The organism is Candidatus Saccharimonadales bacterium, assembly GCA_039928925.1.
Lineage (GTDB): Bacteria > Patescibacteriota > Saccharimonadia > Saccharimonadales > Saccharimonadaceae > UBA6022.
Genome location: JBDSSF010000001.1, coordinates 118,326 through 140,573, shown reverse-complemented (window position 1 = coordinate 140,573; position 22,248 = coordinate 118,326). Strand labels below are relative to the sequence as shown.

At 43.1% G+C, this 22,248-nt stretch carries 20 protein-coding genes and 3 tRNA genes; 5 read left to right on the top strand and 18 right to left on the bottom strand.

The features are described from left to right. Positions 1-18: 18 nt before the first annotated feature. A complete protein-coding gene (typA, locus tag ABIS22_00705; GenBank protein MEO7740416.1) occupies positions 19-1,842 on the bottom strand; it encodes a translational GTPase TypA in 1,824 nt (607 codons plus the stop codon). Between the two features lie 178 nt (positions 1,843-2,020). After that, a complete protein-coding gene (locus ABIS22_00700) occupies positions 2,021-2,638 on the bottom strand; it encodes a prepilin-type N-terminal cleavage/methylation domain-containing protein (GenBank protein ID MEO7740415.1) in 618 nt (205 codons plus the stop codon). A 485-nt stretch (positions 2,639-3,123) separates the two neighbouring features. Here ABIS22_00700 and ABIS22_00695 point away from each other — a divergent pair, with 485 nt between their 5' ends. After that, positions 3,124-3,468: an RNA-binding protein gene (locus tag ABIS22_00695; protein MEO7740414.1), complete on the top strand. Its 345-nt coding sequence runs from the start codon at positions 3,124-3,126 to the stop codon at positions 3,466-3,468. A gap of 80 nt (positions 3,469-3,548) precedes the next feature. Here the strand turns inward: ABIS22_00695 and ABIS22_00690 are convergent, their stop codons facing one another. Both ABIS22_00690 and ABIS22_00685 read right to left on the bottom strand, forming a co-directional pair. Further along, complete coding sequence (locus ABIS22_00690; GenBank protein MEO7740413.1) at positions 3,549-3,908, bottom strand: TIGR02611 family protein; 360 nt, start codon at positions 3,906-3,908, stop codon at positions 3,549-3,551. Positions 3,909-3,912: 4 nt separating this feature from the next. Continuing rightward, on the bottom strand, positions 3,913-4,152 hold the full coding sequence (locus ABIS22_00685) for a hypothetical protein (GenBank protein MEO7740412.1): 240 nt from the start codon (positions 4,150-4,152) through the stop codon (positions 3,913-3,915). Positions 4,153-4,222: 70 nt separating this feature from the next. On the opposite strand from ABIS22_00685, the gene tatA reads away from it, so the two are divergent. Genes tatA through ABIS22_00670 form a run of 3 tightly spaced genes read left to right on the top strand, consistent with a single transcriptional unit; the run spans position 4,223 to position 5,789 of the window. Continuing rightward, entirely contained in the window at positions 4,223-4,444 is a 222-nt protein-coding gene (gene tatA / locus ABIS22_00680; protein ID MEO7740411.1) for a twin-arginine translocase TatA/TatE family subunit, read from the top strand. A gap of 2 nt (positions 4,445-4,446) precedes the next feature. Further along, positions 4,447-5,508 carry a twin-arginine translocase subunit TatC gene (gene tatC, locus ABIS22_00675; GenBank protein ID MEO7740410.1) on the top strand — a complete coding sequence of 354 codons (1,062 nt, stop codon included), beginning with the start codon at positions 4,447-4,449 and terminating at the stop codon, positions 5,506-5,508. A 59-nt stretch (positions 5,509-5,567) separates the two neighbouring features. Continuing rightward, complete coding sequence (locus ABIS22_00670) at positions 5,568-5,789, top strand: hypothetical protein (protein ID MEO7740409.1); 222 nt, start codon at positions 5,568-5,570, stop codon at positions 5,787-5,789. A gap of 74 nt (positions 5,790-5,863) precedes the next feature. Here the strand turns inward: ABIS22_00670 and ABIS22_00665 are convergent, their stop codons facing one another. The 8 genes from ABIS22_00665 to ABIS22_00630 form a co-directional block, all read right to left on the bottom strand. Further along, the gene (locus tag ABIS22_00665; GenBank protein ID MEO7740408.1) at positions 5,864-7,684 is read right to left on the bottom strand and encodes an ABC transporter ATP-binding protein; all 1,821 of its coding nucleotides are present in this window, start codon (positions 7,682-7,684) and stop codon (positions 5,864-5,866) included. A 45-nt stretch (positions 7,685-7,729) separates the two neighbouring features. After that, positions 7,730-8,374, bottom strand: coding sequence for a DUF1653 domain-containing protein (locus ABIS22_00660; GenBank protein MEO7740407.1), 645 nt, complete (start codon positions 8,372-8,374; stop codon positions 7,730-7,732). Position 8,375: 1 nt separating this feature from the next. Then, the gene (gene ligA, locus ABIS22_00655) at positions 8,376-10,409 is read right to left on the bottom strand and encodes an NAD-dependent DNA ligase LigA (protein MEO7740406.1); all 2,034 of its coding nucleotides are present in this window, start codon (positions 10,407-10,409) and stop codon (positions 8,376-8,378) included. After that, positions 10,387-11,532, bottom strand: a complete 1,146-nt coding sequence (locus ABIS22_00650; GenBank protein MEO7740405.1) for a hypothetical protein — start codon at positions 11,530-11,532, stop codon at positions 10,387-10,389. The genes ligA and ABIS22_00650 overlap by 23 nt, the downstream gene beginning before the upstream one ends. Further along, entirely contained in the window at positions 11,510-12,388 is an 879-nt protein-coding gene (htpX, locus tag ABIS22_00645; GenBank protein ID MEO7740404.1) for a zinc metalloprotease HtpX, read from the bottom strand. The genes ABIS22_00650 and htpX overlap by 23 nt, the downstream gene beginning before the upstream one ends. Positions 12,389-12,407: 19 nt before the next feature. Further along, entirely contained in the window at positions 12,408-12,965 is a 558-nt protein-coding gene (locus ABIS22_00640) for a LemA family protein (protein MEO7740403.1), read from the bottom strand. 95 nt (positions 12,966-13,060) lie between these two features. Then, a tRNA-Leu gene (locus ABIS22_00635) sits at positions 13,061-13,148 on the bottom strand. A 6-nt stretch (positions 13,149-13,154) separates the two neighbouring features. Next, positions 13,155-13,228 (bottom strand) — tRNA-Cys (locus ABIS22_00630). A 205-nt stretch (positions 13,229-13,433) separates the two neighbouring features. On the opposite strand from ABIS22_00630, the gene ABIS22_00625 reads away from it, so the two are divergent. Further along, positions 13,434-13,988: a DUF1345 domain-containing protein gene (locus tag ABIS22_00625; GenBank protein MEO7740402.1), complete on the top strand. Its 555-nt coding sequence runs from the start codon at positions 13,434-13,436 to the stop codon at positions 13,986-13,988. 27 nt (positions 13,989-14,015) lie between these two features. Here ABIS22_00625 and ABIS22_00620 read toward each other — a convergent pair whose 3' ends face one another. The 6 genes from ABIS22_00620 to ABIS22_00595 form a co-directional block, all read right to left on the bottom strand. Further along, entirely contained in the window at positions 14,016-15,656 is a 1,641-nt protein-coding gene (locus ABIS22_00620) for a hypothetical protein (GenBank protein ID MEO7740401.1), read from the bottom strand. Between the two features lie 133 nt (positions 15,657-15,789). Further along, entirely contained in the window at positions 15,790-17,712 is a 1,923-nt protein-coding gene (locus ABIS22_00615; protein MEO7740400.1) for a hypothetical protein, read from the bottom strand. Positions 17,713-18,460: 748 nt separating this feature from the next. Beyond that, positions 18,461-19,483 (bottom strand): glycosyltransferase family 4 protein, encoded by a 1,023-nt coding sequence (locus tag ABIS22_00610; protein ID MEO7740399.1) that lies wholly within the window; start codon positions 19,481-19,483, stop codon positions 18,461-18,463. A gap of 35 nt (positions 19,484-19,518) precedes the next feature. Then, positions 19,519-20,052 carry a hypothetical protein gene (locus ABIS22_00605; protein ID MEO7740398.1) on the bottom strand — a complete coding sequence of 178 codons (534 nt, stop codon included), beginning with the start codon at positions 20,050-20,052 and terminating at the stop codon, positions 19,519-19,521. Positions 20,053-20,321: 269 nt separating this feature from the next. Further along, positions 20,322-20,408, bottom strand: a tRNA-Leu gene (locus ABIS22_00600). Between the two features lie 35 nt (positions 20,409-20,443). Then, complete coding sequence (locus tag ABIS22_00595; protein ID MEO7740397.1) at positions 20,444-22,246, bottom strand: peptide ABC transporter substrate-binding protein; 1,803 nt, start codon at positions 22,244-22,246, stop codon at positions 20,444-20,446. Positions 22,247-22,248: the final 2 nt, after the last annotated feature.

Genomic DNA, 22,248 nt, shown 5'->3' with positions numbered 1-22,248 from the left:
TTGGGCTCTTTTTTGCAACTAGTTTTTTGAGTTACGTTTGCGTTTGTTTGGATCAAGGAATCGTTTGCGAAGACGAAGGGATTTTGGTGTTACTTCAAGCAACTCATCGTCTTCGATGAAATCGATACACTGTTCAAGACTTAGTTCTGTAAATGGTGTCAACTGAATCGTACCATCACTTGATGATGTACGCATGTTTGTCAGCTGCTTACCACGACAAACGTTCACATCAAGATCACCACTTCGGTTATAAACACCGACGATCATACCTTGATACACAGTTGTTCCAGGACCAACGAATAGTTCACCACGAGCTGATGAGTTATCAAGTGCAAATGCTGTTGTCGCACCTGCTTCAGTTGCGATGAGTGCGCCGTTTCGAAGTTGCTGAAGTTTCGGACCAAGTGGTTGGTAGCCGTGTGGCATACTGTTCATGATGATCGTACCCTTTGTTGCAGTAAGAAGGAGGTTACGAAGGCCAATAAGCGCACGAGTTGGAAGAATGTAGGTACTTCGTGATGTGCCACTGCTTGTTTGTTCTTGTTTCACCATAGCTGCGCGGCGGGTACCAAGTTCTTGGCTCACTGCACCGAGGAATTCAGGACCAACTTCAACAAGTAGTTCTTCAACTGGTTCCATAGTTTTGCCATCTTCTTCAATCGTCACAACCTGTGGACGACCAACTTCGAATTCAAAATCTTCTCGGCGAAGTGCTTCGATAAGAACAGAAAGGTGAAGTTCACCACGACCACTGACTGTAAAGCCAATACCATCTTCAGCGACGCGAAGTGATACGTTTGTTTCAAGCTCACGCTTAAGACGATCACCAATTTGGCGTGATGTATTAAATGACGCTTCTTTACCCTTGAGTGGGCTTGTGTTTGGACCAAGGTACATTGAGATTGTCGGTGCTTCAACGTCAATAACTGGAAGTGCTTCTGGGTTTTCCTTGTCAGCAATTGTTTCACCGATACGCGCATCACCAATACCAGTAAGAGCAACAATGTCACCTGCACTCGCAGAATCAATTTCTTCACGGTTAAGACCACGGTAGCCAAAGACTTTATCAATCTTGCTACCAACAATAGTTCCGTCGCGTTTAATAAGAACAACTGGGGAACCTTTTTTGACATCACCACGTGTGATACGGCCAATGGCATATTTACCTTGGAATGTATCGTATTGAAGTGATGTAACGAGAAGTTGGAAAGGTTTATCTACTTCAACAGTTGGTGCTGGGATATCGCTGATGATTGCATCAAAGATAGGCGTAAGGTCAGTGTGTTCTGACATGTTGTCAGGAAGATGAGTCCACGCTTTACCTTCACGGCCAATTGCGTAATACACTGGGTAATGTAGTTGACTATCGTCGATTGCAAGTTCAAGGAAAAGGTCAGAAACTTCGTCAATAACTTCGTCAATACGACGTGATGGTTTATCAATTTTGTTGATAATAACAACTGGTTTTAGTCCAAGTTCGAGTGCTTTACTTAGCACAAATTTTGTCTGTGGCATTGGGCCTTCCTGGGCGTCAACGACAAGCAGAACACCGTCAGCCATGTTAAGTGTACGTTCAACTTCGCCTGAGAAATCGGCGTGACCTGGAGTGTCAATGATGTTGATTTTGTAATCACCGTGGTAGATAGAAGTCTGCTTAGCAGTAATCGTGATACCACGTTCGTGTTCCTGGTCACCACTGTCCATAATAAGGTCCTGGCTCATCTCAGCCTGGTTGTCACGGAACGTATTACTTTGTTTTAAGAGACCATCAACCATAGTGGTCTTACCGTGGTCAACGTGAGCAATAATAGCGATATTGCGGATAAATTTTGGGTCTTTCATAAAAATATACCCATTTATGATGGGTTCCTCTGAGTATATTATAACAAATTACATGCCTCCTGACCACCCCTTGCTATAGATTTAGCACAAGCTTAAAAGAGTCTGCATAAAAGATTACTACACAGTGTGTAGATGCGCATCTACACTATCTTAGTTACTTTTAAGCTTATTAATACATCTACGACTTATTCATGCGATAGTTACTTGCGCCACCATATGGTCCTAAAGGTGAACTTGGGCATGCACCGTTAAGAGTCGTTGTTTGAGAAGAGCTTTCAAATCGGTATATTAAAATATACATCTGATTAGGGGCTGCGCCACAATAGGATACCCCAGAACTAGTGTTAGAGAAGTACGCATAGTTATATCCAGCAGAATTCGTAAGTGGTGATAAATTAGGTGCACTCACTGGATCGACAGGTATCTTACTTAAATATGGCTGTAACGCTGTCGCAAGATTTTGCCAACTAGCATCAGCTGTCGTACTCCAACCTGAGTTGATCGTAGTCGATCCACTGCCGTTTGGAAATCTACCATAATCTATATAGTAGAGCTCTAGTGCTTTATTTATAACTGTTACATCACTCATTCTGTTAGCGTCACGAGCGCGTTGTTGGACGCCGTTATACGCTACAATAACAATTGCGGCAAGGACACCTATGACAACCACGACAATAAGCAGCTCTACAATAGTAAATCCAGCACCCGGCCTCTTTTCGTGAAGTGTTTCATGCCGTAATTTCCGGGAAGCTGAAATGCGTCGACGGAAGGACATGAATGTATCTGAATATTCCATAGTCTACTATCTGTAGTTATAGAGCATAAGCTTTTTGATGTCAACGAGATACCCTCTAGGATATTAGTCTATCTAAAAAATCCACCTAAACTACTTATGAGGAATTGGGTATTCGATAACGATGCTATATAACGAATGCTCGTCTCTACAGTGATAGACGAGCATTCTAGGCTGTTACGCGCCCACCCAGGGCGCGGCTTTTGTTTTTAAAACTTGTTTGTTTTGGTACTCAGAGGCACCCCGTAGGCGTACCAGCTTGTCAATAATTATGCACCATTTACATATAAAGCACAAGCTATATTATCATTTTAAAAGCTGCTTAAGCTAGTATTGTTTTTAAAAATGTGCTTAAATAGCAGTGTTCAGAAGCATACGCGAAATAGAAAAGCAGCGGATGTTTACCCTTATCGGTAACTCCTTCTTGTCAACTATCGCCGCATGGTCGATCTGACGAAAGTTAGTAACAAGAAAGAGTACATATTTTTATGGCACAACAAAATCTTTTCATCGGTAGCCTTGCTTACGCAACTACTGACGATAGTTTGAAAGCTCACTTTGAGCAAATTGGTGAAGTCGCTAGCGCACGTGTCATTACTGACCGTGACAGTGGCCGATCTAAAGGTTTCGGTTTCGTCGAATTTACAGACGAAGCTAACAACCAAAAAGCTGTTGATCAACTCGACGGCAAAGAGCTTGACGGCCGCGCTATTAGCGTTGGTCTAGCTCGCCCTAAAGAAGATCGCCCTAAACGCGACTTCGGCGGTGGCAACGACCGTGGTGGTGACCGCGGTGGCAACGGTGGCGGTTCATTCCGTCAGCGTAGCTGGTAGTTTACTACCAACACAAACAAAATACCTCGTCTTACGGCGAGGTATTTTGTTTTATGTAACTTTTGTTCTGTAGTAGTTATTTAGTGAAAGAGTGGTGACTGCACCCAGTCAAGTCCAAGATGAAGCCAGTTGTTGATAAGGCCATAGCCATTGAGTAACCAGACTGTTATGATCACGACAAAAGCAGTCAGTGTCCAGATCAACGCTTTTACGACAAATGACTGACGGGCTAGCCATGCCTGCCATGCATCGTACTTACCTTTTGCAACATCAAGAAGACGCTGCGCCCAGGCAAACTCAGTTGCAAGAATTGCGAGACCGGCAAATACGATCAACCAACCAGGGCCAGGATATGGAATAGCGATGACACCAATAATAAGGACGAGGCCACCAGCGATACCAATACCAATACGGCGTATACGGCTTTTTGCTTTTTGCATACCTCTAGGCTTTTTTAAGATTTTTACGACGAACTAATTTTGTCACAATCAAGATAAGGGCAGCGACAATGAGTGCGGCACCTAACATAACGGGAATAAACCAAGGTGAACCAGTGCTCACAAGAGAGCCCTGAGTTTGAGTAGTTGTTGCTTCACAGCCCTGCGTATAATTATCACAGCCGTATACTCCAACGCCGTAAGCTGATGAAGCTGCAAATGTTGATTTAAATGTATATGTGTTCATCAATTGTCCTTGTCATTTTAAAGCTTAAGTCCTATTATATAGATAATAGACTAATGGAGGAAAGAATACTATGAATTTATCGCAATTTGCCGATATCCTGGGGCTAGGGACGCCTGAACTGATCGTTATTTTAGTGATAATCTTGTTGATTTTTGGTGGTAGCCAATTACCAAAACTTGCTCGTAATCTAGGTAGTTCTGCAAAAGAACTACGCAAAGGACTCGATGAATCAAAATCTGCGTTTAACGATGCAAAGAAATCTGACAAACCAGACTCTTCAGATAAGGCCTAACTATGACAAAAAAGCGTGACGTAGCCTCTAGTCAGGCATCGACGCTTCACGATCATATTCGCGAACTCCGTAATCGTATCTTCTTCTTGGCTGTTATTTTTATCGGTACTTCCAGTATCGCGTATAACTACAAAGATCAGTTGATTGCGTTTCTTCTGAAGCCACTTGGTAATGAGAAGCTTATCTATCTCAATCCAGGTGGTGGATTTAGTTTCATTTTTACCGTCACTATGTATGTCGGTGCAGCGATCACTATTCCATTTGCTGTCTTTCATCTATATCGTTTTGTGGCACCTGCGCTACCTAAGAGTGCGCGTAAGCACTCTATCATCGTACTACTCTCATCCATAGGACTGCTGATTGCTGGGGCTGCCTTTGGGTATTTCTATGCAATTCCAGGCGCGCTCAATTTCCTCAATACGTTTGCAGATGGCTATGTTAATCCATCACTTACTGCTGACTCATACTTAAACTTTATCCTCGCATATACCGCTGGCCTTGGTATTCTTTTTCAGCTACCGCTCATTCTCCTATTTATTCACTGGGTACACCCTCTAAAGCCGGGCGGGCTTTTAAAATTCGAAAGATACATGGTTCTCATTGCCTTTATTGCAGCAGCACTTATTACCCCGACTCCTGATGTACTAAACCAAACAATTATGGCGCTTCCTATTATTCTTATGTACCAAGCAGGAGTTATCGCTGTTTCGATATCTGTATATAAGACAAATCGCCGTCGCAAAAAAGAGGCAGAGCTAAATAAGTTTGCGGTTGATGCAATTGATATATCTCCAATGGAAGAATTTTTTGAGAAGAGAGCTAGGATGATTGAAGAAGAGATCACACAACAAGTAGAGCCTATACGAAAAGTGCCCAAACAACCAACGGGGAGGCAATCTTTTGATATTGCACCTAAAGGTATCCAGTCAAAGATTATTCCTAAAAGGCCTGCTCCAGCTCAAATGAACATACCTGGAAGAGATATGAGCGTTCGCCCACAGCAAAGAGTTAGAAATGTTGACGGTGTATACCGACCTCTCAGTCAAACCCCTATTGACATATAAAGTCACCAGACCTAGAATAAAAACAGTAGTTACCATTAGCATTTCAAAAAAGGAATACTGTGCTTAATATTCAAACCGATAAAATACTTCAAAAAGAAATGGATCGAAAAGATTTCCTACGTAATACTGGGATAGCTTTTGGTGTATTGACAGGCATGGCCGCTGTTGTTAGCAAATTAAATCTTCTTACAGATGATATAAAGTCAAAAAAACCGTCAGTTGCCTCTTACGGCGGTAGTGCTTACGGTGGTGCTCCAGTGCCAAAAAAGCAGCAGAGCTAATCTCTTAGAGATCTAATAGATCTATCCTTACTAAAATAAGACTCGTATGAGTCTTATTTTAGTAAGAAGTACAATTAGCCATTTCGTAGCTGAGATTCGAACATTGTATAGTAAGCACCTTGCTTGTTTACAAGCTCATCATGAGTGCCCTGCTCAACAAGCTTTCCATCCTGTAGCATATAGATTATATCTGCCTTCTCAATCGTTGTCAGGCGGTGGCTAATCGTGACAACCGTTCGAGAGTGATCTTCAAATAAATGTTTAAAGATTCTTGATTCAGCAAGCGCATCAATAGCTGAAGTTGGCTCATCGAGGATGATCATTGGGCTATCTCTATAGAAGTTACGAGCAAGCGCAAGCCTCTGCCACTGACCGCCTGAAAGATCAGTCCCATTATTCCCCTCGTCGTCTTCCATCCATGTGTTCACGTAACTCTCTATGCCGCGTGGCAACTTTTCAAGAAATGTCCGTGCCTCAGCTCTATCCATCGCATCGCTCAGTCGTTTCTTATCGAGAGGACTTGTCACATCACCAAAATAGATATTCTCTTTTGCTGTTGCAAAGCCGTAGCTAATAAACTCTTGTTGGAGAACGCCCAATTGCTTATGCCAGGAATCAATCGCGGTTGATTCAAGGTCCTGTCCATCAAGGAGAATCCTTCCCTTCGTAGGCGTATAAAGACCTGTGAGAATTTTAATGAGTGTCGACTTACCCGCACCGTTCTCTCCAACGATCGCCACGTGTTGGCCCTTTTTAATAGTAAGAGATACGCCCTTTAGCACATCCGTCTTAGCATGTGGGTAGGAAAATGTAATGTCCTGTAGTTCGATAGACTGTGGAAGATCTAGGAGCTTTCTGTCTCCACCAAGGCGAATTGGAAGCTCCATGAATTCTTGGTAGTCAAATAGGTTTGCAAGATCTTCGTCAATGGTGCTGATTTGTGATACAAATCCACTCGCGCCGCCAAGTGCGCGGGACACAACTTGTTGTACATAGAGGAACTGTCCAATTGGCTGGTGACGCGCAATAATTTCACCAACAATCCAAAGAAGCGCCGTTACTTCTGCTGCGGCCTCAAGAACGTCTGCGCCGAGTCGTTTGAAGATATACTTTTGTTCAAATTCAATTCTTTTCTTCTCGTCTTTATCGCGAAGTTTCATGCGTAAATCGAGTAGGTATCGTACGATGCCATAAAGGCGAAGTTCTGCGATATACTGAGGCTGAAGTAAATTCCATTCAATCATATTTTTCGCTCGCCTCGTTTCAACATTTTGATTCCAATGAGCAACCTGGGCGCGGGAAAGTTTGAACTGAATATATATTCCCGGAACAACAGCAACAAGTGCAATAACGCCTAGCCACCAACTAACAAACAGAAGAGCAGCCAGGCCCGCAACCATCGTAATAAACTGTGTGATCACGCCGGCAAGTCGGTCAAAAACATACGGGAAGAATCTTGCAAACTGCGATGCACGGTCAAAAATATCTGCTGTCTTTTTATCGTCATACCGCCAGAAATCGAGTGCGAGGAAATGATCATACATACGATCACTCATAGCTGCTTCAACTCTGTAACGCATTAACTGACTGACATATTGCTCTACACTGTTCCATACAGTCATGAGAATACCGAGACCAGCCGTAATAAAGACGTAGATAGTGGCGTGTCCACCAGCCGCCTGATTACCTGCGTATGCTTCAGCAAGAGACGTGGTTGTGAGCGCCGCAAAGTAGGTCGTAATAATAGGGAGTACTGCAGTTACAATCGAACCCATGAGCTGCATAATAACCGCGAGAGGTGCGGCTTTATATGTAAGTGCGGCAACACGAGCAATAGCAAAAATGTATTGCTTGGTTGATAATTTTCGTTTCCCTTTTTTGGCTCTTTTTGGCATCACTCACTATTATACTCACCTAGTGATGAATATACACTGCGTACACTAATCTACTTTTGAAAAGCGAGGAATCGATTGCCCTTCAAAGCTCACATTTTCCATAAACATTTGAAGTGGTCTGAGCCAGATATCTGGTAGGCCATCATGTTCATATAATGGAGTGTAGACAGCATAGTCTTCAAGTGATTCAGTATGACGTCCGACGCCAATGATTTCATACGTCATACCTTTATAATGGCGATATACACCTATTGGTAGTAATGGGTTATCGGTTGTTATATCGAAGTCTTTACCGCTAACTTTCATCTCTTCATACTTATCAGGTTCATTTCTGTAATAGGAAACCCATTTATCATCTTCATCTAGCGTAAGAGTATGCACGAAAATTCCTTCAGAAAACCCGCCCTTTTCAGCAAGCTTTGCAAGACGTGCAGTCTCAACTTGTTCGTCACTAATGCCGTGGAGTTTCTTTAAATCAATTAGACCTTGTTCCACGTCAGCAATTTCAGTAATTATTTTATCGATGTCACCACTCGCTGGAATTTCTTGTGCCTCTTCGACAATTTTTTTAATAATTGCGGCAGCGAGCTTGTCACCACGAAGAACCACAAATTCAGCTTTTTGCCCAAGCATTTCATACATCGGGAGCATTGCTCCACGAATCAATTTATCGAAACGAATTGTTACCATTTTATACCTCTTTTTCACTACGAAGAATAGTGATAAGTTGTTGCTCATTGATGATCTTAGTACCATAGCTTTCGGCCTTTTTTAGTTTACTTGCCCCGACTTTTCCACCCGTTACAAGGTACGTCGTGTCTTTTGCAATTGCTGTTTGGAATGTCCCACCAAGTGCACGTATTTCATCTGCTGCGCTGTCTCTACTCATTGTTTCAAGTGTACCTGTAATAACAAAGTTATTACCCACAAGTTTGCCTGTCTTCTTAACAAAATGAGGTCGTACTCCGAGAGATGTAAATTTTTCAAGTAACGCTTCGTTATCCTGATCTGCAAACCAGGCGACAATTGATTCAGCAACTACCTTGCCGATACCATCGACTGCCTCAAGTTGATCAATTGTCGACCTGCTAAGATTCTCGATCGATTCAAACTGATTCGCGAGGTCAATTGCCGTTTGCATACCAACATGGCGGATACCGAGTCCAAGTACAAACTTTTCAAGTGGTGGCTGCTTTTTATCAGCGATTGCATCAGTGAGTTTTCGCGCGGAAATATCAGCAAATCTATCTAATTTGAGCAGGTCTTCGACAGTGAGTCTGTAAATATCTGCAGTATCTTTAATGAGGCCTGCATCGACAAGCGCAACGACATTCTTCTCACCAAGTGTGTCGATATCGAGCGCGCCTTTTGATGCGTAATACTCGACAGACCGCTTGAGTATGAGATCACTATTTGCTCCTACGACCCGGTAGACAACGTCGCTACCGGAACGTTCGAATTCAAGCTCTGGATACTGCTCGTGGAGTGCATCTTCATAATTAAAAGCTTTTGCATCCTTTGGACGAAGCTCGTTTACGACACTCTCAACTTGTGGAATAATATCACCGGCTTTAAAAATAATGACAGTATCACCAATACGAATATCCTTACGCGCAATTTCATCTGCGTTATGAAGACTAGCATGTTGCACAGTCGTGCCAGCAACAACGACAGGATCAAATACAGCAACTGGTGTTGCAGCGCCAGTGCGCCCAATACTGATAACAATATCTTTTACGATTGTCGTTGCCTGTTCAGCTGCATACTTATACGCAACTGCACCACGCGGTTGTTTGCCAACTATACCAAGTTCAGCAAACTGAGCACGGTTATTCACTTTAATAACGAGCCCGTCTGTATTAAACGGTAGGTCAGTTCGAACATCACCGACATGATCAACAAAATGCATGACATCAGGTAGGCTTGTAAAAATACTCGCTTCTTTATTTCGCGTCAGACCGAGCCCGGAAATAGCTTCGTAAGCATACATGTTTGTGGGTATATCACTCGGATCGTCACGTAACAAATCATAGGCACGGAAATGAAGAGGCCTTGCTGCGACGAGTTTTGGATCGAGCTGACGAATTGTTCCTGCAGCTAGGTTACGTGGATTTGCAAAAAGTGATTCATTATTTTTTTTGCGTGTCTCATTAAGATTATTAAAGTCTGTTTTGAGCATCACAATTTCACCACGAATTTCAGTACGACCAACAAGAAATTTGTCATACTGCTTACTTGCTCTTAGACGAAGTGGTATATTTTTAATCGTTCTGACATTTGCCGTCACGTCTTCACCAATAAAACTGTCCCCGCGTGTGACTGCCTGCATAAGAAGTCCATCCTGGTAAATAAGCGCGCAGGCAAGACCATCCATTTTTATGTCGGCAAAGAATTCATGAGTTCTACCTGGTAAAAGTTTATCCATTCGTATGACCCATGCTTCTACTTCTTCCCGGTCAAAGACATCATTAAGACTCAGCATCCTTGAGCTATGCGTTACCTTTTGAAAACCGCCCAGAAGCTCTCCGCCCACTCGCTGAGTAGGACTGTCTGGTGTAATAAGTTCTGGATTTTCTGCTTCAATCTTTTTTAGTTCACCAAACAGACTGTCATAGACAGCATCAATGACCGACGGCTGATCGAGTACGTGGTAATTATAGCTATAGCCCGCAAGAAGATCGCGTAGCTCACCTGCGCGTTTACTAGGCTGGGGTTGCGTCATCATCAACGACCTTTCTGTAGAGTAAATATACATATGCAGACACCCACACGACTGTAAATGAGCTCATGGCAAGTAGGGCGAGAGGAACTATCGGAATCCAGTTTATGCTAGCCCAGACATTTTTTAGCCAGGCATCAATAAGTATTATTGGAACCATAACAATTGCCCACGCGACAACTAGAAAACCTACAAGCCATAGGAGACGAAGGAGAATGCGAAGGCGACGCCCAACGACCATGTCACCCGCTGTTCGAAGTGCTCTCATCGGATACATGCCAGGAAGTGTCACGACAATCATTGCAATAAAGGTACTCGTAATCCAGTAGAGCGAAAGGACGATGAGAAGGATCGCAACAAACCAAAAAACCATTGATTCAACGCCATTTGCGATGAAGCCTGACTGCGTCGCAGCCCAGAATCCAAGTGTCGCAAAACCCGCGGGAATGAGCTGCACTAAAAACATCAGGCTTACAAGAAATGTCGAAACAATAGGAGTACCGGCATTATATAAGCCGTCTCGAAGCCTCGGCTTATGACCGGCAAGAATAGCCCTAAGTAGCCAGACCGTTGTGAGCCATATAAGAAGTGCCACAAGAGGTGCAAATATCTTTTGAGCATCCGTTGGCGTTTGGTTAACACCACCAAGTATGCCGGTTCCAAGTAAGATGACGGCTTGACCAAGTTGATCAACATTACCCTGTAGAAGTTGGTTACTCGAGTCCTTCAAAAGGCCAGCCAGTTGTGTATAGGTCGTTTGAGATGCAAGGCCAACAAGGACACCGCTAAGTACTGCGTACAGCAAAGTAACAGCTAAAAATATTTTCTTATTACGCCAGAGTGCTTGACGGACTTGTTTTGTAAAAGCCCAGTATCCTGGAAGAGTGAGTGAGCGCGCGTAGTCTCTTCGACGGGTCCGACGGAAACTATGATGAGGGCGGCGATTTGCAAGTTCACGCGTACGACGAACTACTTTTAAGTACTGCACGGCTAGCATATTCCTTGGCTTTAATTCAGGTTCATCAACGATCTGCTTTATTGGTTGTTTTTTCGATTGTTTCTTTACTACTCGTTTAGGTGTCGTCGGCATAGCAGCATTCGCTTTCTTAGAACTTATTTTCGTTTGCACGGAGTCGTGCAACTCGATCTGCAAGTGGTGGATGAGTACTAAAAAGACCGCTTAAAAAGCCTGGCTTGAGAGGATTACTAAAATACAAATGAGCACTCGCGGAGTTTTGACGTTTCATTGGTCGGCCATAGGTTTCTAGTTTCTCAAGCGCACTTGCAAGTCCCTCAGGATACCTTGTTGTCATTGCGCCAGTACTATCTGCAAGGTACTCACGCTGCCTACTAATTGCTAGCTGCACCATGGCCGCAATAATTGGCGCGAGAATTGCAATCACAATTCCAACGACAAGAATAATCGGGTTTGAATTTTCGCGGTTGTTGTTATTACCAAAGAAGAACATCCGCATTGCGATATCAGACAAAATACCGATAGCACTGACCAGTCCAAAAGCTATCATACTCACACGAATATCATAATTTTGAACATGCCCCATCTCGTGAGCGATGACACCTTCTAGCTCCCTATCGTCCATAATTTCAAGAAGACCAGTTGTGGCAGCGACAATTGCATGCTTTGGATCGCGACCAGTCGCAAAAGCATTGGGCGCTTGGTCATCGATAATATATACTTTTGGTGTTGGAAGCCCGACAGTAATAGCAATATTTTCAACTATACGATACAGTCTTGGATTATCTTTCTTTTCAATTTCTCTCGCGCCAGACATTGCGATAGCAAGTGAGCCAGCAGCATAGTACTGAATGAGTGCATAGAGCATCGCAATACCGATAACAATGTACGTGATTGATCTGTTTCCATAGTAATAACTCAGTGCCCAGCCAATAGCGCCGATGATACCAACAAACACGGCCATAATGAAGACCGTGTTTCGTTTGTTGGCTGCAATTGCTTTATACACTAAAGTTTAGAATTCCTAATTAGAACTTAACTTCAACAGGATTTTCGATAGCAGCTTGATCTTCAACTTCGAAGAATTCGCGTGACTTGAATCCTAGCATGCCGGCAAAAATGTTGTTTGGGAATAATGTAATCTTAGTGTTTAGGTCACGTACTCCACCGTTATAAAATCTGCGAGAAGCTTGAATTTTATCCTCAGTATCAACAAGTTCATCCTGAAGTTGGATAAAGTTTTGGTTCGCTTTAAGATCTGGGTATGCTTCAGCAACGGCGAAAAGACTTTTTAGAGTTCCTTCGAGCTGATTTTCTGCAACAGCAGTATCTTTTACGCCTTTTGCGTTAATAACATTTGAACGCGCAGCTGTGACTGCTTCAAATACGCCACTTTCGTGTGCAGCGTAACCCTTAACGCTATTGACAAGATTTGGGATAAGATCAGCACGACGTTTTAGCTGAACGGTAATATCGCTCCAAGCTTCGTCAACACGGATCTTCAGTGTTACTAGTCCGTTATATGTCATCCATAGGAATAGTCCCAATAGAACGACAACTCCGATGATAATCCATACTGCAATCATTTTGTTCCCCTTTAGATTATTACTACGCGTCGTGCGTGTTTACTCTTCTATTATACTATTTTCTCACTATATTAGCGAGGTTACATGTCTAAATTTGGTGCGCAGAGCGGGAATCGAACCCGCACGCCGGTTTAGGGCAAGAGATTTTAAGTCTCTCGTGTCTACCAATTCCACCATCCGCGCGTAATATGGAGGCACGTACGAGATTTGCACTCGTGTACACAGTTTTGCAGACTGCTGCGTAACTACTCCGCCAACGCGCCATACTACGCTTGGTATTATATCAGAACAGAGGAGTTATGTGTCTAATAACTGTACGTATATCGATAATTAGCAGTATACTAAGTTCATTAAACTAACGGAGACTTTGTTATTCCTACGAAAAAAACACCACAGGCGACTTCGGCTTTAACAAGACTAATAGTAGCTCTACTTATCGGCGTCGTCACTGGAATTATTCTCTGTGTAATGAATCAGGTAAAGTTTGCCCTTCTCATTTCCTGGGACGTCACCGCCCTTATATATGCTGGCTGGGTATGGCTCACAGTTCTTCCAATGGATAGTAAAACAACAAAGTCACATGCAGTTCGTGAGAATCCCGGCAGAGCACTCGCTGACGTACTTCTCCTCGTTGCAAGTGTTGCTAGCCTTGGGACAATCGTATTTCTAATTGTTCATGCAGGAAGTGGCAGCGGGAATGATAAAGTGATAGATATCTTACTTGGACTCATCAGCGTTATTGTTTCCTGGGCAATGGTGCATACGACATTTGCGCTTAGGTATGCCCGGCTCTACTACAGTGATGTTGAAGGTGGAATAGATTTTAATGGTTCAGAGTCACCAAAGTATAGTGATTTTGCCTATCTGGCTTTTACTATTGGTATGACATACCAAGTGTCAGATACAAGTCTTCAAACCAAGGAATTACGATCTACGGCACTACGTCATGCAATGCTCTCATACCTATTTGGCACTGTTATTATTGTGACGACGATCAATACACTCGCAACATTGTCACAGTAAATCTATTAAATATAACGTAAGCTACTTTTACACCCAGCGTACAATTGGCGTGCCGATGGTACCGTTTGTGACATCAAGACGTGCCCAACGTTTTGCATAGTGAACAAAAGTAATTGGTATCGTCACACCTGCAGGTCCAGCGGCAACTGTTTGACCAGCAGGAAGACCGTTCCATACATCAACGTTCCATCCTGCAGTACCATTTCCTGTAAATGTGACAGGGATCGTCACAAAGACATCAGCATTAAGTGTATTTTGCCACGAGCTACCGGATGAAACAGATGATTGGTAGCCACTTGGGTTATTGTAGATCATGCGGCCAATCGGATTACCTGTAAAGGTCGTTTGTGAACCGTCATTATCTGTAATACCGGCAACCGTTACCATACCGGCAATGGCAAACTGGTACGCACCTCCAGCAAGTACAGCTGGTGCAAGGTAGTAGGCTCGGAACTCTCCAATGCCACCAAAGGATGCGCTCCCATTATCCATTTGAATTGAAACATGCTTTACTGCTGCGCCGCCATTTGCTTCGGCGTTAACATTCCACGTAACGTCGTACCATGAATCATCCCCTTTAATCCAAAACAACTTGCCCGTATTAACAGTACCACTAGCCATATTGGCAACCATACGAAACTTAGAACCTTGCCTTTGAATTGTTCCGCCGATACCAAGTGATGCTTCGGAAACGACAGCACTCTGGCTAGCGTTTGCTGACACAAATAGACCGTCAACGTTCCAATAATCGAAGCTACCGTATGCACCAGATTGAACAGCAAAACGAAGCGCATTTTGACAGTTCAGGACAACAACAGATTGCATTGTTACGCGTTCAGTCCAGCCGTATTGGTTATTGAAGTACATGCCATCGCCCTGTGTGAAGTTTTGGATATTAATATCGCTAAACGTGACAGTTGAAACATCACCCCATTGAAAGCCAACCGCACCAGGTCCTGCGTTTGTACCATCAATTGTAAAGCCATTCCATACACCAGAATCCTCAGAAGCACTACCAGGATTGAAACTTGGGTTATGGACCATGAGGCTTGCAGCTAGGTTCGGTGCATATGACATGAATACAGTCGCGCTCCGACCCGCACCTTGGATTGAATAAGGGAGCTTATTATTAAGTGGGACAATGGTTGGCCAGCTAGAGATTTTATATGTTCCGGCTGGTGCATATAATACTCCTCCGCCACTTGCTACCATATCTTGGAATGCAGCGTTTAACGCTGCAGTATCCTGTGTCATTGAGCCAAGACCAGCGCCACCATACTTTGGATCAGTGATTGAAAATACGTTAACACCAAGAGAGCGTTGAATAGTCCTGACGTTATTTGTTACTTTAAGTGTAGGGTTAGGATATGTTCCCGCAAGATCACCGCCAGCTGTTGTTGACGCTGCTACTGGAGTCATCCAAGAAAGATTTGTACCGTCATATGAAAGTGATTGGCCAGTTGAAGGTGCCGCTGTGGTTGCAAGTTTTGCTGCCGTTACGCTATTTGGAGCAAGGTTAGCGCTTTCAACCGCAGAGCTGGCTAGGTTAGCTGGACTAACGATACCTGTTTTTAGTTTACCGTCGGCTGTAAGACTTTGAGACAAATAGTCATTTAATATGTCTCCCCACGTGTTTTGATCCTGCCCTGGAATTGGAAGACGACTCATTTTACATATCCCCTGAATGTTTATGTTGCTAAAGCTTATGTGTTATCTATATTATCTGTGATGAGGTAAAAATAGTCAATCTTAGGTCATTAAATTTGTTAATATACCCACACAGACGTACTTAAAAAACTCTTTAAGAAACGATTCGAGCAATAGCTCTGCCCCACATTGCGTAAGCGGATGGAAGATAGTGAGCTGTAGTATCGGCAGTGACGCCAAGCGGGTTAAGATAGGTGTACCCACCGCCCATAAGGAAATTATCGTCGACAAGAATACAGTCAAGATCGTCGGCTGCAAGATAATATGCGTTCAGATACGTTGCCCAACGACCTGGATAACTGATTGCAAGTTGACCTGGTTCTGGCATTGCATGAAGAATGATAGTTGAATTTGGAAAATAACTAGCGATGGCATTTAGTGACGCCCTAATCTGAGTAGGAGTTGGAGGCACAGGATCCGAGGCGTCAAATAGTCCCCAACCCATGTGAACCGTATTAAATTTATACTTATTTGTAATTGAGACATCCGTTAGTTGGCGAAGTAATGAAAATCCACTTGAGACGGTGTCCCAGCTTGTGTATGCACGTGTACCGCTACATGTAAAATTATGAACAGCGAGTCCACCAGAAGCAGATGTCACTTCAATGCCAGCAAGCTGGATTGATCCCGCACTAATATTTGTTATAAGAATTTGCGAGCCTACATTTACCGTGACGCCGGTAAGTTCAATGATTTCGTATTTTGACGTCGATGGACCTTGAGCCGTTCCATACCCAGCACCAGACGTTGCACCGTCAAGACTCACTTTTAGTTGAGGCGAGCCTGATGGAAGATTGTTATAGAAAATGACGCGTACGATATCGCCTGGAATATCAGATGTAAATCGTATCCATCCATTTACTCCTGTTGCGAGCTGACGACATGAGCCATTTGCAGTAGTTGCCGATCCAACATCCCAACGGTTGTCCAGATGCGCACCGTCTTGTGCACGAGTAAGCCCCGTACCGACTGCTGATATCCCACTACTACGCGCAACTGCCTTACCATAGACATGAGGAAAATCGTTGTTACGGTCAAACCGTGTTGTATCACCAAATTTATCAGCTGGTTTACCAAGTCCGGTACATCCTCCCATAATAGAGTCACCGATCCAGAGTTCATTGATCGTCTGATTTGCGGCAGTGTAGTCAGAAAGACCAGCCTTACCGATACCTGTTAGCCAGCGAAGCGAATTATCTTGGCGAAAATTATAGGTTCCACGTATCGGATCCCATCTCTTCACAGTTGATGCGTAGCTAGGTCGGTTGTCTAGCATAAAATTACCAACATTCGCAGCGGCAGCCGTTCCAAGCGTTGGTTTGTTGAGTATCTGAGAGGCACCAGAGACTGCATTCCAATCACTACTTACCTGAGCAGCAGGTATCGTTGGCTTACCCGTAAGGTCTGCGTAGCTACCGCTAGTCGCAACGACCGAAAGGCTGCTCGTATTCGCTTTGGCATTAAGAGCCGCCTGGGTAGCACTAGAAACTGGCTTATTAACATCTGAAGTATTGTCAACGTTAGCAAGACCGACGTCAGTACTCGTCAGTAAGACAGTGCCCGTCTTTCCGGCCACACTGGTGACCGGCGCACTGGAAATAGTTGCAGGACTCCACTTACCTGAGACAGTATTAAAACTTAGTACTTGGCTGTTGGTCGCACTACTAGCGCCTGAGATATCAGTCAGCGCAGCCAGTGTTGTCGGCGTGCCAATATCAGCTGGCGTGAGAGTAATACTCGTACCAGATTTGCCATTTACATTCTGGACCGCCGTACCTGCAGCTGTCAGGTTAGTTTGCACGGCTGCATTTAGCTTCGAGTTAGTAACACTCCCGTCGGCTAGGTCGGCAGTAGGAATGCCAGTCGTCGGTTTAGAGTATGTCCCTGATCCTGCTGCTGTTATGGCACTAGGCTTAAGAGTCCCGTCTGCTTCGTGGGACTGAGATAAATAGTCATTGAGGACATCTCCCCAGGTACCATTATCTGAACCTGGAGTAGGTAATCTGTGAAGTGCCATACGTACGTTCTGTATTCTCGCTAATTTGTAACTGCTATTGCTTTAAGGATACAATTATTCAACGGGGGAAGTCAACGAGCTGGAAGATGCGGGATGTGCGAAAGCACGAAAATACAGAAAATCCTGCATCAGTGATGCAGGATTGAAACAGACACATATGGCGCACCATAGTAGACGAAGTCAGAACTATAATGCTTGGCTATTATCCTGGCTTATAGGCATAATATTATCCCTCCGATGACAGTGATGGATGACACCACAGGCAAATCCTACATAAGTTGATTTGCGGTGGAGTGTCTATTTTTTCAAAGCTTTCAACTCGGTATCACGTCCATCGCCCAGAATTATTAAAAAAATATTTCATATAGAAGTCAATTTTAAGTATAAAAGCATTGTTACCCCAAGCATAATTTTAACCTACGAGTTTAAACTTAGAAGTCCTCTCGCTCATAAGATAAAATAGCTATGATCAATACAATTAAGCTTGTATGTATGGCCACGGGTTACTATTGTTTATGGCTATTGCTGGCGTTTGTAGCGTCAAATGGATTGACTTATCTCACCCCGCTAGTTCTCCCCCGAATAAGGGCCTAAGGTTAGCGATACCTGTCAAATTTATTTTTGCTCACTTTCAAGCCCGCAGTCTGAGCTAGTCAGTTCATTTTTCATCCCAAAGACCAGTAATAAAGCTAACAATATTAAATTTGTAATTATCGGATCTATATACTTAAAGGTTTATATTCAGAACTCAAGTCTTAATCGTCGAGAGAAACGTGTTTTCTAATGCGTCAATAGAATTAATTAACAGATAATTTTTCACCGTATCTAAGCCATTTTTAATTAATAACTTCTTCACCGCATGATTATCTAGGAGCTCTTCCATCTTTTTAACGCTCCCTTCTATATCGAACTGGTCAAGGATCACGCAGTTATAACCATCCTTGACATAATCTCTGTTTCCGCCATTATCAGTAGTAACTAAACTTGTAGCACAAGCAAGAGCCTCTAGACCAGGAAGGCTAAATCCTTCCTTCAAAGACGTACTTAGAAATATGTCTGCCGATGAATATATTTTAGCAAGATCATCTTGTCTAGGATTTATGAACCATGTATCTACGTACGAAAGATTAACATCCTCAACGCTAGGCAATGTTGCTGAAATAGTCATAAACTTTAAGCGTGGATGATTAAATTTTAAACGTGCAATGATATCCGTTGTATATGTAAAGTTTTTCCACTCTTGTGGGTCATATATCGCTAAGATAGATCCATCGAGGTTATTTATGAGCGGTGACGACGGCTTAAAGAGGGACGTATCTACAGAATTCGAAATCAGTGTAGGCTTTAACTCAAACTGCTCTGCTATCTTAGAAGTTAGCCATTTACTAACTGTTAATATATTTATCCCAGCAGTTAATACGTCATTCTTGAGTTCATCGAATATTTCAATCCCGTTTGGTATTCTAGATTGCTCAATTATCCATTCAAAATCATGTTGTAATAATAAATATGAGGTTCCTGTTTTCCGGAATTCTTTGATGGGTTTAATAAAACCAGGATCGCATGCTATTACAACGTCAGGTATATCCAATTCTGCCTGATTATATTTCTTTATACTTACGTTAGGCTCAAAAACGGATCGGCCAGAGCAATGCTCTGACCAAATCTCTACCCTATGTTTTCTCTTACTGAGTTCACGAACTTGTTCGAATATAACTCTGTTCCCGCCTACGATCTGAAGAGGCATATAGGCTAAGTAAACGATATACATAAGTCAATTATAGACCAATAATATGCCGTCAGCGACTAATGATTGATATAACTGACAATAATCTTTAAAGAGCCCTTATTTAAGCTCGTGACATTTACGAGGGTTGAATTTTGATTAACCTGTATATCCACAGACTCTGGACTGTCAGAAAGATAGAAGTGGTCTTTACCAGTATCATCGTAAGATGAATCTATGCCAGTACTGCTTATGTCAGCACCATTCATCTGTTTATTGACATTGTGCTTAGTGTCACGAAAATAAAGTTGACCAGCATAACTGCTACCAAGATCACTGCTAGTATCATCTCCAAATGGTTGTAGGACATCTATATATGCGGACAAAATCTCTGTCCTGGCAGGAAATTGAGCAGCCTTACTTAGTGTGATTGACTGACTATTTGTTTGATTTCCGGTTAATATCTGTGAATATGGCACTGTCACCGTAAATGTTTTTACTTGTTGCGTTGTTGTTGAAAATAAAGTCAGAGCACTAACTGCGCCGCCGAACATCAATGCACTCGCACTTATTATAGCTGCTGATCCAATTGCTAATTTTTTTATATAATTCATTTCACCCTCATTTTTAATAGTTGCTATATTAAGGTTTATTTTATATCCATCATATATTAGACCAGCACAAAACCGCAACAGTGATGCTATATTCTATATCATTTTCACGTTGCTTGGTATTCGCAAGGTAGTGTTAAGATTTATTAAAGAGGGATCTTTAATCATCTGCTGTAATGTAACGAAATCAAAGAAGGATCAGTCTTTGGCATATTTTGATTATAACAAAAAAGACGTCAGAAAAAATTCTGACGTCTAAAAAAATCTATCTTTGGTGCGCGAAAGAGGACTTGAACCTCCACGTCCCGAAGGACACCAGCCCCTCAAGCTGACGCGTCTACCAATTCCGCCATTCGCGCATAAGGGTGTTATTACTCGACGTATTATAGCTATGCTACGGTGTTTTGTAAACTGTTTGTTGGTTCACTGACCAATAGAGAACATTGCTGTAACGATCATATGGCGATACCAGCACGGCATTGTCACCGACCGACGAGACACCCTGACCTTGAACGTATTGAACTGTTGACTGATAGAGTGCAATTGCAGGCACATCTTCGACCCACTGCTTCGCAAATGCTTTGTACTTTGCATTTCTCAGCTCTGGTTCAAGACGGAGACTCGCGCTAACAAGTGCATCATCTGATGTGATACTACTGTAGTTACTGAAGTTATAACCACGCTGACCAACTTGTGATGAATGCCAGTATGCATACGAATACACGTCTGGGTCTGCACCAATAGCGAGCTGGTAGATGAGGACATCATACTGACGTGGCTGTAAGACATCTTGAACAAAGTTTTGCGCTGGATCACTCGAATCAACAACTTTTGTTATCACCTCAACACCTATGGCTCGCCACTGAGTCGCAAGCATCTGGAGTACATTTTCGTACTCTGCATCTTTTGTTGTAACAACCTGAAGACTGAGTTTTTGGCCACCCTTTTCCCTGACTGAACCAACTAATTTCCACCCAGCTGCATCGAGTATGTCTCCTGCCCGTTTTGTATCAGCGGCAGGTACCTTTGGTAGATCGTTTCCTGTGAGTTGCCCGTTAATAAATGGAAGTTCAAGAGATGGCACAGGCGTATTAAGACCGTTTCGAATCTCTCCTGTATTTGTGGCTAACTGAAGAGCCTGTCTCACCGTCTTATCTTTTAGAAGTGGCTGCGTAGTATTTAGTATTGCGTAGACACCGCTATCAATAGTCTGGGATTTAATCGTATAGTTCACCTTAGATACCGAATTGATATCCCCTGTTGATATATCAGATGCAGCATTTACCTCTCCAGTTTTTAGTGCATCAAGGATGAGTGCAGGTGTATCAAACGCATGTAGCTCAAATCGTGCAAGTTTTGGCTGCCCCTTAAAGTAGTCTTCAAATGCTACCATGTGAATGATTTTATGCTTATTACCAGTGTCTGCAGTCTGGAGTAATCTTAGTTTAAATGGTCCGCTTCCAATTGGAGAGCGACTAAACGCATTTTCACGGATGGCACCTGGTGCTATTTTTCCAAGGACATGCTCCGGGAGTACTGAAAAAGTGAGGGCATCTTTAAATGCAGCATGAACTGCAGGTAGTTTAAAAACAAGTGTCGTATCGTCAATTGCCTGCACAGTTACATCTTGCCAGTTTGCTCGAAGTGATGATCTTGTTTCGGGTTGTTTGATCAGATTAATAGTAAAGGCAACATCATTTGCCGTAAGGGCAGCACCGTCATGCCACTTTACACCACTTTTTAGCTTCACAGTGTACGTCGTACCGGCTGAATCAATATCTACCCTGTCAGCAAGATCCGCATGAAGCACGCCTTTTTGATCATAGTCGTAGAGTGATGAAAAAAGAAGATGACTCGATGATATTTCAGCACTAGAAGAGGCGTAGAGTGGGTTTAACGTCTCAATAGGACCAAGCGTCGCTTCGGCATATGTTCCACCATCACTCGCGGCAACCGTTTGGTAACTCTGCTGAAACCATACCAGTTGAACACCTACGACCGCAACAAGTACTGTGACGAGGAGGAGCCATCCAATAATATGGCGACGAGATTCACGAATACTCTCAAGTCGGCCGACAATAAATTTACGTGCATGACGTACAGTCGCACCTTCAGCTTTTTTAGCACGCCTAGTGAGATGCTTTTTGCTAAATTTAATTTTCTGAAAGTCACGCCAATTGCGTTTTTCGTCAGCCATTA